Origin of the sequence: Rhizobium subbaraonis (assembly GCF_900220975.1) — a bacterium.
GTDB classification, from domain to species: Bacteria; Pseudomonadota; Alphaproteobacteria; order Rhizobiales; family Rhizobiaceae; genus Mycoplana; species Mycoplana subbaraonis.
In genome coordinates this window covers 1-12,260 of record NZ_OBQD01000023.1, presented here as the reverse complement: position 1 = coordinate 12,260, position 12,260 = coordinate 1, and the positions used below count along the sequence as shown (strand labels likewise).

The 12,260-nt window shown below is 62.5% G+C and carries 8 protein-coding genes; 2 read left to right on the top strand and 6 right to left on the bottom strand.

All coding sequences use genetic code 11. The annotated features are described in order from the left end of the window. Positions 1 to 71: 71 nt before the first annotated feature. Genes CRO48_RS25970 through CRO48_RS25955 form a run of 4 tightly spaced genes read right to left on the bottom strand, consistent with a single transcriptional unit; the run spans position 72 to position 3,962 of the window. Positions 72 to 1,106: an extracellular solute-binding protein gene (locus CRO48_RS25970; protein ID WP_097142677.1), complete on the bottom strand. Its 1,035-nt coding sequence runs from the start codon at positions 1,104 to 1,106 to the stop codon at positions 72 to 74. 22 nt (positions 1,107 to 1,128) lie between these two features. Beyond that, the gene (locus CRO48_RS25965; protein WP_097142676.1) at positions 1,129 to 1,941 is read right to left on the bottom strand and encodes an ABC transporter permease; all 813 of its coding nucleotides are present in this window, start codon (positions 1,939 to 1,941) and stop codon (positions 1,129 to 1,131) included. Beyond that, a complete protein-coding gene (locus CRO48_RS25960; RefSeq protein ID WP_097142675.1) occupies positions 1,934 to 2,860 on the bottom strand; it encodes an ABC transporter permease in 927 nt (308 codons plus the stop codon). Before CRO48_RS25960 ends, CRO48_RS25965 begins: the two co-directional genes overlap by 8 nt. Before the next feature lies 1 nt (position 2,861). Further along, entirely contained in the window at positions 2,862 to 3,962 is a 1,101-nt protein-coding gene (locus tag CRO48_RS25955) for an ABC transporter ATP-binding protein (RefSeq protein WP_097142674.1), read from the bottom strand. A 250-nt stretch (positions 3,963 to 4,212) separates the two neighbouring features. On the opposite strand from CRO48_RS25955, the gene CRO48_RS25950 reads away from it, so the two are divergent. Beyond that, positions 4,213 to 4,911, top strand: coding sequence for a GntR family transcriptional regulator (locus CRO48_RS25950; protein WP_245423672.1), 699 nt, complete (start codon positions 4,213 to 4,215; stop codon positions 4,909 to 4,911). 274 nt (positions 4,912 to 5,185) lie between these two features. Here the strand turns inward: CRO48_RS25950 and CRO48_RS25945 are convergent, their stop codons facing one another. Together CRO48_RS25945 and CRO48_RS25940 are read right to left on the bottom strand one after the other, a co-directional pair. Then, on the bottom strand, positions 5,186 to 8,377 hold the full coding sequence (locus CRO48_RS25945) for an efflux RND transporter permease subunit (RefSeq protein ID WP_097142673.1): 3,192 nt from the start codon (positions 8,375 to 8,377) through the stop codon (positions 5,186 to 5,188). Further along, a complete protein-coding gene (locus tag CRO48_RS25940; RefSeq protein WP_097142672.1) occupies positions 8,374 to 9,543 on the bottom strand; it encodes an efflux RND transporter periplasmic adaptor subunit in 1,170 nt (389 codons plus the stop codon). Before CRO48_RS25940 ends, CRO48_RS25945 begins: the two co-directional genes overlap by 4 nt. Before the next feature lie 965 nt (positions 9,544 to 10,508). Here CRO48_RS25940 and CRO48_RS25935 point away from each other — a divergent pair. Beyond that, positions 10,509 to 12,260, top strand: a 1,752-nt coding sequence (locus CRO48_RS25935; RefSeq protein ID WP_210202028.1) for a cadherin domain-containing protein, incomplete at its 3' end; no start/stop codon positions are given.

The window sequence follows — 12,260 nt, the reverse complement described above, 5'->3', positions numbered from 1 at the left end:
GGCGACGGGCGCTGCGACAGATTGATATTGCCGCACCCCCGGAAGGAATTCCGGGGGTGCGGGAGTGTTTCTCACTTCTGCAGTTCGGTCCAGATCTTCGTGTAGAGTTCCTGGACTTCCGGCGCGCAGGCGAGGTTGAACTTGCCGGCGGCCTTGAATTCCTCGGGGATGACGATCTCGGGTGCGGTCTTCATGTCTTCGGGCATGAAGGCTTCGGAGCCCTTGATGCCATTCGCATAGCGGGCGAAGGAGGACAGCATCGCGGCGTTTTCCGGATCCATGACGAAATTCAGGAAAAGCTTGGCGTTGTCGACGTTCTTGGCGTCGGCGAGGATGGCGGCGTTGTCCATCCAGATCGGGTAGCCTTCCTTCGGGTAGCCGTAAACGACGTCCGGGTTCTGCAGGCGGGAGCGGAAGGATGCGCCGTTCCAGTTGGTGCCGGCCGCAATGTCGCCCTTGGCGTATTTCTCGATGTTACCGTAGTCCATCGAAAGCCACTTCGGCTTTGCGGCGATCAGCATGTCGCGTGCCTTCTTCAGCACGGTCAGGTCGCCGGTGCAGGGCTCGCCGCCGGCATAGGTCACGACCATGTGCATGACGTCGGACATTTCAGGCAGCACGTTGACCTTGCCGACGAGCTCCGGCGGCGGGTCCATGAAGATGGTCGAGGTGTTGATGTCGCCGGAGTAGACCGACTTGTTGACGGTTACGCCCGTCGTGCCCCACTGCCACGGAACGGAATATTTGCGGCCCTGATCGAAGGGGACGTCCACCCACTGCGGATCGACGTTCTTGAAGTTCTCCATCTGGTCGGGGCGCGACTCCAGCAGCAGCCCTTCGGAGATCCAGATCGGCATGACGCTTGCGGAGGGAACGACGATGTCGAAGCCGTGGCCGCCCTGGCGGACCTTCGCCAATGCCGTGTCGTTCGAATCGTAGTCGGTAATCGTCACCTTCACGTCATAGGCCTGCTCGAACTTCTTGATCATCTCGGGGCTGGTGTAGTTGCCCCAGTTGAAGATGTTCAGTTCGCCGGCGGCATGCGCGATGGCGGTGGAAGCCATCAGGCCGGCGGCGAAGGCGGCAATTCCCAGTTTCAACTTCATGCTGTTCTCCTGTGGTGCGTTGTTATCTGTCGTCTTTCTGCGGATTTCGGCTGAGGAAGAAGAAGACCGTGACGATGGCGAGCGACAGCATCAGGAAAACGGTCGAAATCGCGTTCATTTCCGGCGTGACCACACGGCGCAACTGGCCCAGCATGTAGGTCGGCAGCGTGTCCTGGCCGCCGGACTTGACGAATTCGGTGATTACCACGTCGTCCAGGGAAATGACGAAGGCGAGCATCAATCCGGCGAGGATGCCGGGCCACAACAGGGGCAGCGTGACATAGCGGAAGGTCTGGAAGGCGTTGGCGTAGAGATCCGCCGCCGCACGCTCCAGCGACAGGTCCATGCTTTCCAGCCGCGCGCGGATGGGGAGATAGGCGAAGGGAACGCAGAAGGCGGAGTGGGCGAGGATGAGGTAGCCGAGGCCGGAATATCCGGTCCACACCTTGATCCGGGAGAACAGGATGAGAAGGGCGACGGCGGTGACGATCTCCGGCACCAGCAGCGGCATGTTCACCATGGAATACTTGAACGTCAGGCCGCGGTAGGGAGCCGTCCGCGTCGTTGCGAGCGCCGCCAGCGTGGCGCAGGCCGTAGCGATCACCGCGGCGATCGAAGCGATCTGCAGCGAGCGGATCGACGCTTCGATGACCTGCTGGTTCTGCCATGCGCTCTGGAACCAGCGCAGCGAGAAGCCTTCCCAGGTGGCGATCGAGGTGCCGGAGTTGAAGGCGTAGACCACCAGTGTCGCGATCGGCAGGTAAAGGACGAAGAAGCTGAACATCGCGAGCGTGGCGAAGCCCGGCTGCCGCCGGATGGAGAAGTTCTTAGCCATGGGCGCTGCCTCCGCTCTTTCCGGCGTTTCGGACGTAATAGAGCATGGCGAACAGCACGATCACGACCAGCGTCACCGAGAGCGCGGCGCCGAGCGGCCAGTTTCGTCCCTGTCCGAACTGCAGTTCGATGAGGTTGCCGATCATCAGGTTCTTGCCGCCGCCAAGCACACGGGGAATGACGTAGGACGAGAGCGCGGGGATGAACACCAGGATGGAGCCTGCGATGATGCCGGGCTTCACCAGCGGCACGATGACCTTCATCAACACGTTGAAGCGGGAAGCGTAGAGATCGTAGGCCGCCTCGATCAGCCGGAAATCGAGCTTCTCGAGGCTCGCATAGAGCGGCAGCACCATCAGCGGCAGATGCACATAGGTCATGCCGAGCAGGATGGCGAAATCGGTGAACAGCATCTGGATCGGCGCCTGGATGATGCCGAGCTTGATCAGGAGCGTGTTGATCAGGCCTTCGCCGCGGATCACTTCCTGGATAGCGAAGGCGCGGATCAGCATGTTCGTCCAGAACGGAATGGTGATCAGAAACAGCCAGATCGAGCGGTTTTGCGGCGGGCGCGTGGCGATGAAGTAGGCCGTGGGGAAGCCGAAGATCAGGCACAGCACTGTGGTCGCCAGCGCCAGCCGGATCGATCGCCAGAAGATCGTGAAATGGGCGTCCGCCAGCGAGACGGTGTCGTCGAAGATGTCGCGGGAGAAGAAGACGTTGAACCAGCCGTCCGTCGAGAACGCCCACTTGACGTCGCCGTAGTTGCCGGGCGCCAGAAACGAATAGAGCAGCACGATCAGCAGCGGTCCGACGCTGGCGACCCCGATGAGGATAAGGGCCGGAGCGCTCAGAAACCAGCGATCGCGAATGTCTTTCCTGTGCAGTTTTTCATTCAGCTCCGCGGCGTCGACGCTCATGTCAGTCCCTCAGGATCTGGGCGACGTCGTCGCTGATTTCGATGCCGATCTCCTCGCCGACGGAATATCCGCAAGGACCGCTGCGGGCATTCTGCAGGCGGATCATGAAGCTGCTGCCATCGGCGAGGCGGACGTGCAGGTGCGTATCCGTGCCGAGATAGACGATGTCGTGGATGGTGCCGCTCAGCGGCGCGGTAGCGGCCGATGCCGTGGCGCTGGCATGTTCCGGGCGGATGACGATCGTGACCTTTCCGCTCGGCTGCGTTCCGGCCGGGAACGTCGCCGGGATCTCGGCACCGGAGGGCAGGCGCACGAGTGCCCGGTCGGTCCCGACGGAGACGACGTCGACGTCGATGAAATTGGTCTCGCCGATGAAGTCGGCGACGAAGCGCTCGGCCGGGCGGTCGTAGATTTCCCAGGGCGCGCCCACCTGGCGGACCTCCCCCTGCGACATGACCGCGATACGGTCCGACATCGTCAGGGCCTCTTCCTGGTCATGGGTGACGAAGACGAAGGTAATGCCGGTTTCGGCCTGCAGGCGCTTCAGCTCGATCTGCATCGACTTCCTGAGCTTCAGGTCGAGCGCCGACAGCGGCTCATCGAGCAATAGCACCTTCGGCCGCGGCGCCAGTGCGCGGGCCAGCGCCACGCGCTGCTGCTGGCCGCCGGAAAGCTGGGTGACGAGATTGTTGCCGCGTGCCTCGAGGTGCACGAGCTTCAGCATCTCCGCGACGACGGCCTCGATCTCCGCCTTCGGCTTTCCCAGCATCTTCAACCCGAAGCCGATGTTTTCGGCGACCGTCAGGTGCGGGAAGAGCGCATAGTTCTGGAAGACCGTGTTGACAGGGCGCTGGTTGGGCATGAGGTGCGCGATTTCGGCGCCATCCAGCCTGATGCTGCCTTCCGAGGGCAATTCGAAGCCCGCAATCATGCGAAGGAGCGTGGTCTTGCCGCAGCCGGAAGGGCCAAGGAGGGTGAAGAACTCGTTAGACCGGATTTCCAGGCTCACATCATTGACGGCCTGGAAGTTGCCGAACCATTTCTTGATGCCGTGCATACCTATGGCGCCGCCATGGGATGCAGTCGCGCTGGACTGGTCCATCTGATCCCCTGTCTCATCCGGACTGCGGTTTCCTCGCCGTCGTCCGGTGGTGGCATTCGGCCGCTTCTGCGGCTCTTTTCGATGTTGTGATAGTCTTTTCTTGAATATGATCACAACAAATCATAATTTGATCAAAACTGCAAAGGGCAAATATTGTGCATGCGTGAAAAATAGTCAGGGGATAACGCACCTTCAGCTCTGGAACTTCACTAGATCGTCTGCAGGCTTGCGTTGCAAGAGGGGCATCCACATGATGGTGATCGAAGGGCGGCAGGCGACGGAGTCCATCAAGCAATGGGTGTACCGCACGCTGCGCCATGCCATCATGACCGGCCGCTTCAGGCCCGGGCATCCGCTGACCATCAACGGACTTGCCGAAATGCTCGATGTCAGCGCCATGCCGGTGCGGGAAGCGCTGCAGTTCCTCGTTGCAGACGGCGCGATCGAGCTTCTGGATAACCGGCGGGTTCGCGTTCCGCTGATCGACCCCGACAGGTTCGATGAGATTCTGTCTGCCCGCATCGCGCTCGAAACGGTCGCCGCCGAGCGGGCGCTGGCACATATCGATTTTATCCGGCTCGCCCATCTGCAACACCTCGATCGCCTGGTCGACGAGGCCTATGGGCGGGGGGATATAGAAGGCGGGATCGCCGCCAATTTCGACTTCCATCGCTGCCTCTACGAGGCGCGCTCCAGCGCGGTGCTGCTGCCGCTGATCGAATCCCTGTGGCTGCGGCTTGGTCCGTTCATGCGGCTTGCGGCCGAAAATCTCCACGACCATTATCTGGTCGATCGCCATGCCGAAGCGCTCGAAGCGATCAGGACGCAGGACGCCGCAGCACTGAAGGCGGCAATCGCGGCCGATATCCAGGACGGGGCAGGCGATATCGGACGCGCGCAGTTTCTGGAGACCGCCGCGCAGGAATTCGCTGCCACCCATCGCAGCTAGTTCCTGCGGTTGCCGTGCGCTGGCAGGTTTGCCTGAATCTGGCCGGATAGTAGGCCCGAAGCGGCGTGCTCGTCCGTTGCCGACGCAATCGATCGGGCGGCGGAGCCAAGGGCCGCCGCCCGCTAACTTCCTGGTGCTGGTTAGAACTCCTGCCATTCGTTCGCAGCGAGCGCGGTATTGCCGGAGAACGCGCCGGCGAGTTTGCGGCCCAAGGCACGCGCCGGCGAGGCGGCCGCAAGCGAGCGGCGCCGGAAGATCCGGCGCCGCGCCTGTATCAAAGGTCTGCCGCCTCCAGGGCCGCGTCCTTGCGTCGTTCAGCCACCGCCTCGGCCTTGTGGCGGCCCAGCGAGCGCAGCGCGACGAAGAACACCGGCGTCAGGAACAGGCCGAAGAAGGTCACGCCCAGCATGCCGGAGAAGACGGCCGTGCCGAGGGACTGGCGCATTTCCGCGCCGGGGCCGGTTGCGATCATCAGCGGGACCACCCCGAAGATGAAGGCGAACGCGGTCATCAGGATGGGGCGAAGGCGAAGCCTTGTCGCTTCCACCGCCGCCTCGACCGCCGTCTTTCCTTCGCGCTGGGCCTGGCGGGCGAACTCGACGATCAGGATCGCGTTCTTCGCCGCCAGACCGATCAGCACGATCAGGCCGATCTGGGTCAGGATGTTGTTGTCCATCCCGCGCAGGTGTACCCCGATCAGCGCTGCGAGCACCGCAAGCGGCACGATCAGGATGATCGCGAGCGGCAGCACCCAGCTTTCATATTGCGCCGCAAGTGCCAGGAAGACGAAGATGACGGACAGGGCGAAGATGTAGACCGCCGTGTTGCCGGTCGCCCGTTCCTGGAATGCAAGCTCCGTCCATTCGAACGAGGTGCCGGCTGGCAGCATCTCCTTGGCCAGCGCCTCCATCTTGTCCAGCGCCGTCCCGGTCGACACACCGGGGGCGGGATTGCCCTGCAGCGGAACCGATACGTACATGTTGTAGCGCTGGACGAGCGTCGGCCCGCTGGCGTCGCGGATGTCCACCAGCGTGCCGAGCGGCACCAGCGCGCCCGTTGCCGAGCGCACCTTCAGCGCCAGGATGTCTTCCTGGTCCAGGCGGAACTGCTGGTCCGCCTGCGCCCTGACCTGGTAGACGCGACCGAAGGCGTTGAAGTCGTTCACGTAGGAGGTGCCGAGGTTGATCGACAGCGTCTCGAAGATGTTCGGGATCGGCACGTTCAGGGCGCGTGCCTTGTCGCGGTCGATGTTGAGGAAGTATTGCGGGCTGGAGGCGGAGAAGGTCGTGAAGACGCCGGTTAGCCCCTCGGTCTGGTTCGCCGCTCCCATCATCTGGTAGGCGAGACCCAGCACGCGGCGCATGTCGGCGCTTTCGAGATCCAGAAGCTGCATCTTGAAGCCGCCGGAATTGCCGATGCCGCGGATCGAGGGCGGCGGGACGGCGATGATGAAGGCCTCCTGGATGCTCTGCAGGCTGCCGTAGAGCTCCCCGATGATCCGGTTGGCATCCTCGCCATTCTTCAGCCGCTCCTCGAAGCTCGAAAAGCTTGCGAAGATGACGCCCGCGTTGGAGGCGTTGGTGAAGGTCGCTCCGGAAAAGCCCGAGAAGGCGACGGCGTTCTGCACGCCCGGCGTCTTCTGGATGATCTCGGATGCGCGCTGCACGACGGCATCGGTACGTGCCAGCGAGGCGCCTTCGGGCAGTTGCACGACGACGATCGCATAGCCCTGGTCCATGGTGGGGATGAAGCCGCGGGGCACCACCTGGCCCATGTGCCAGGTTGCATAGAGGAGGCCTGCAAAGACGAGCACGCTGGCTGCGATCGCGGTCCAGCTCTTGACGAGGTGGCGGACGATCCAGGCGTAGCCTTCGCTGAGCCGGTCGAAGCCATGGTTGAAGCCGTCAGAGAGCTTTCGGACGACGCGCGTCAGCGGATTGCTGCTGTGCTTTTCCTGGGAATGCGGCCGCAGCAGTATACCGGCCAGCGCGGGCGACAATGTCAGCGAGTTCAGCGCCGAGATCGCGGTTGCGACCGCGATGGTGACGGCGAATTGCTGGTAGAACTGTCCCGAAATGCCGGGGATGAACGCAGTCGGCACAAAAACGGCGATCAGCACCAGCGAGATGGCGATGACGGCGGCGCCGACCTCGTTCATCGTCACGTGTGCTGCCTCCTTCGGCGTCATGCCGAGCGCGAGGTTGCGTTCCACGTTCTCCACGACGACGATCGCGTCATCGACGACGATGCCGATCGCAAGCACCAGGCCGAACAGCGTCAGCATGTTGAGCGAGAAGCCGAAGGCAAGCAGGAAGGCGAAGGTGCCGATCAGAGACACGGGGATCGCGATGATCGGGATGAGTGCCGTACGCCAGGACTGCAGGAAGACGAGCACGACGATGGCGACGAGAATGGCCGCCTCGATGATCGTCTTGTAGACCTCGTTGATCGATTCCGAGATGAACTCGGTCGGGTTGTAGACGATGCGGTATTCGAGGCCCGGCGGGAAGTCCGGCGATACCTCGTCCATGACCTTCTGGATGGAGGCGGCCGCCTCCAGCGCATTGGTGCCGGGACGTGAGAATATTCCGATCGCGACGGCGGGCTTGCCGTCGAGATAGCTGTTGGAGACGTAATCCTTGGCACCGAGTTCGATGCGGGCGACATCCTGCAATTGCACCAGGCGTCCTGCGTCGGTGGACTTCACGATGACGTAGCGGAACTGCCGCGGATCGGAGAACCGGCCCTCGGTCGTGACCGTGTACTGGAAGGCGTTCGTGCCCGAGGTCGGCGGTCCGCCGATCGCGCCGCCGGAGACCTGCACGTTCTGGTCACGCAGCGCCTGGACCACGTCGCTGGCGGTCATGCCGTAGGCGCCGAGCTTTTCGGGATCCAGCCAGATGCGAAGCGCATATTCGCGTTCGCCGAACAGGGTGACGTCGCCGACGCCGTCGAGGCGCACCAGCCGGTCGCGGATGCGCGACTTGGCGTAGTTGGATATGTAGAGCTGGTCGTAGCGGTCGTTCGGCGACAGCAGGTGGACCACCATCATCAGGTCCGGCGAGCTTTTCGCCGTGGTGATGCCGATGCGGCGGACCTCTTCGGGGAGCCGGGGCTCGGCGATCGCGACGCGGTTCTGCACCAGCACCTGCGCCTGATCGAGATTGGTGCCGAGCTTGAAGGTGATCGTCAGCGCCATAGAGCCGTCGGCGGTGGAGTAGGAGGACATGTAGAGCATGTTCTCGACGCCGTTGATTTCCTGCTCAATGGGCGTAGCCACGGTGTCGGCGATCGTCTGGGCGTCGGCGCCTGGATAGGACGTCCGGACGACGATCGTCGGCGGCGCGATTTCCGGATATTGCGCCACGGGCAGTTGGAAGTAAGCGATGCTGCCGATGATGAGCAGCACGATGGAGAGGACCGAAGCGAAGATCGGGCGGTCCACGAAGAAATGGGCAAATCTCACTGGAGTTGCTCCGCGCTGATCGTTTCGGGAACGTCGTCCTGGCGTTCGGGCGGAAGGGTGATGCTCTCGGCGGCGACCTTGATGCCGGGCCGGATGCGCATCAGCCCGTTGACCACGATCGTCTCGTCGCCGGTCATGCCGTCGCGGATGACGCGATAGCCGTAGAGGCGCGGCCCGGTGCGGACAGGCTTGGTGCTGACGCTGCCGTCTTCGGCCAGCACGTAGACGACACGCTCGTTCTGGTCCGATCCGATGGCCTCGTCGGGCACCAGGATCGCGCGGTAGGGCAGGGAACCGCCGATCTGGATGCGGCCGAAGAGGCCTGGCTGCAGGATGTAGTCGGGATTGGGTAGGCGTGCGCGGATGCGCATGGTGCCGGTCTGGTCGTCGACGCGGTTTTCGGCAAAGTTCAGCTTGCCGTCGAAGGCGGATTGCTGGAAGTCGCCAATGGTCACGGTCACCGGCAACTCGCTTCCGCCTTCCTGCAACTGCGTTCCCGCCGCGCGCGCCGTGTCGGCGTAGGAGAGCAGGCGGCGCTCGTCGACATCGAAGTAGAAGTCGATCGGATCCAGGCTGACGATCGTCGTCAGCACCGTCTGGTCCGTCTGCACCAGGCTTCCCGGCGAAATCAGACGCCGGTCCACGCGACCGGAGATCGGAGCGGTGATGTTGGTATATTCCAGGTCGAGCTTGGCGCGTTCGACGGCGGCTTCGGCGCCGCGCACATTGGCTTCGGCAGAAGCGAATTCGCGCCGGCGGTCGTCAAGTGTCTGGATGGCCTGGCTGCCACTCTTTACAAGGGCATCGGCACGCTTGAACTGGGCGTCTGCGAAGGTGAGCGTCGAGCGTGCGACCTCGAGTGCGGCATTGGCTTCGTTGAGCGCAGTCTGGAACGGTCGCTGGTCGATTACGAAGAGGAGATCGCCCTTCTTGACGATCGTGCCGTCCTTGAAGTGTACCTCCTGCAGGTAGCCGCCGACGCGGGAGCGGACGGCGACTTCGTCGACGGCGCGAAAACGGCCGATGAATTCATCGTTGTCGATGACCTCGCGCACGATCGGCTTGGCGACGGTCACGGAAGGTGGCGCATTCTGGGCGAAAGCACTGGCCGGGAGGACGGCTGCCAGTGCGATCAGGACGGTGGCGAATGCGAAAGGCTTCGTCATGGGCTTGCCTCGTCTCGAAGAACTTCACGGAATAGGGGTGCGACGGGGCGGGACAGCGATCGCGGCAGCGCATCCGTCATAAAAATGATGTCTCAGAATTTCGCAGGCGTATCATCGATCCGGCCCCGGCAACAAAGCCGGCAGGCGGGATACAGCATCATCGTCGCTGTCGCCCGAGCGGCGTGGCGACCCGGCTGCACCCGGGATAGACCATCCGGGGCCACAGCACCGCCACGAGCGGTTGTCCTCGGTTCATCGGCAGCGCTCGATGACCTCGCTACAGGTAGGGACCACAATTGCGCAACGTCAATACCGCGGTCGCATTTCCGCCAAGCTTTTGCCGCGCAAGTGATGGTGTGCTGGCAGGAAGCGCCCCGCCGCTTTCAAAGAAATGCTATTATATTCAAATGCGTAATTTAAATTTGTTTCTTGCGGTGAAAGCCGCGTCGGCGAAAGGCCCTGATGCTTTTTCGCCACATCGACAATTCAATTGCCGCCGTTTCCGGGCCGCGTGAGTCGGTCTTCAACTCCCGATGAACAAATGCCGTTCCGCCTGATTTGATACTTGACTACAAAATTCATGATAACTAATGGTTGTTTCGGCTCGGATGGTGCGCGATTTCGAGAATTGCTCACACTCGGGGCCGGAGAGGCGCGTCGCGCAGGCACGTTCGGCCACGGACGTTTTCTGACACGCTGCCATCGAAAGCATACATACGATTTTTGGTCTTTGCCGACCGCTTTTGCGTGTCGGATGGCGGAGCTTTGGCTTCTACCTACTTTTGGGGCGGGCGGATGAGGCTGGCTTTTCAGGGGGTTACATTGCTTTTCGACTGTCGATAGCTGCTTCGCCGGGCGGCGTCGGCAGCAACCTGATCCTTCGGCAGAGCAACCTTGAGCATTGTCGTCGCGGCTGGGCGCGGCGATCGCAACCGCCACCAGCCCTTTTCGATGAAGAGCCAGAGATGTCCGATTCCGCCACAGCCAACAGCAATTCCTCGAACGCGTCGCAGGCTTCCGAGCCCAGGGGAACGATCACGATCGATGCATCCGGCTCCAGCGGCATGGATCTGGAAGCATTCCTGCGCGGCGGATTCCTGGCTGATGCCGGTGCGATCGGCGGCATCGGCATGCCGGTCTTCGACAATGGCGGCCAGTTCAGCGGCGCCGAGATGCTGATGGGCTACGGCAGCACCAGCGCCTCCAAATATGTGCTCGCCCACGGCGATCTTGAATACTGGTTCGATACCCACACGGTTGCCGGCACCATCAACACGATCGAATACGGCACGCGCGGGACGGGCAGCTACGACAGCAATGGGTACTTCGTCGGCGGCAATGCGCAGCTGCGCATCACCGGCCTCGACCTTTACAACGCGGTCCCGTCCAGCAGCACCGAAGAAGCCGATATCGAGGCCAGCGGCGAGGTCCACAACTTCGCCATTGGCCACATGTACGGACCGAACGGCGATCAGAGCCGGCAAAACCTCTTCGCCGACCAGCTCGACCAGTACGCCCAGCATTTCATCGGCTCGACCGGCGACGACGTCTATGTCGGGACCCGCTTCAACGATACGATCGAGGGCAGGGGCGGCAACGATATCGTCGACGGCGGTCTCGGTGACGACACGATCATTTTCGCCGGAGCGAGCAGCGGCTACACGATCACCAACAACGCCAACGGCAGCGTTGCCATCCTAGACACGGCAAGCGGGGCGACGACGCTCCTGAACAATGTCGAGTTCGCGCGGTTCGGCACCAGCATCATCGATCTGAGCGAGGGGACGGAGACCGTCACCGGCAAAGCCCCGACCGATATCGGGCTCTCCTCGTCATCAGTGAAGGAAACCGCGGTGGTGGGGACGCAGGTGGCAAAGCTGACGGCCACCGATACGGACAGCGATAGCTTCACCTATACGCTGGTGAACGACGCCGGCGGCGCCTTCAGGATCGTCGGCGACAAGCTTCAGGTCGCCAAGGGCCTCGACTACGAAACGGCCAAGAGCTACGTCATCAAGATTAAGGTGGCGGACGATCGCGGCAACACCTTCGAGAAGCAGTTCACGATCGGCGTGCAAAACGTGAACGAGGCGCCGTCCGGCCTCGCGCTCAGCAAGAGCACGGTCGCGGAGGCTGCCAAGGTCGGCACGACAATCGGCCTGCTTTCGGCAACCGATCCCGAAGGCGGCAAGATCACCTACAGCCTGTCGTCCAATCCGGGCGGGATTTTCAAGATCGTCGACAACAAGCTGCAACTCGCCAAGGCGGTTGACTACGAAACGGCCAAGTCGCATGCGATCACCGTCGTGGCAAAGGACAGCGCCGGCAGCAGCATCAGCCAGGCGCTGACCATCAAGGTGACGGATGTGGACGAGGCGCCGACGGCGGCATCTTTGTCCAAGTCTTCGGTTGCCGAGAACATCAAGGCCGGCGCCACGGTCGGCACGCTCTCGGCCAAGGATCCGGAAGGCGGCGAGGTCTTCTACAGCCTGTCGTCCAATCCGGGCGGCATCTTCAAGCTTTCGGGCAACAGCCTGCAACTGGCCAAATCGGTCGACTACGAGAAGGCGAAAAGCCATTCGGTCACCGTTCTCGTGACCGACATCGGCGGCAAGACGACTTCCAAGACCTTCACCATCGGCGTCCAGGACGTCAACGAGGCACCGACCTCGCTGGCGCTGTCGGGCACCAGCGTCAAGGAGAACGTCGCCGTCGGC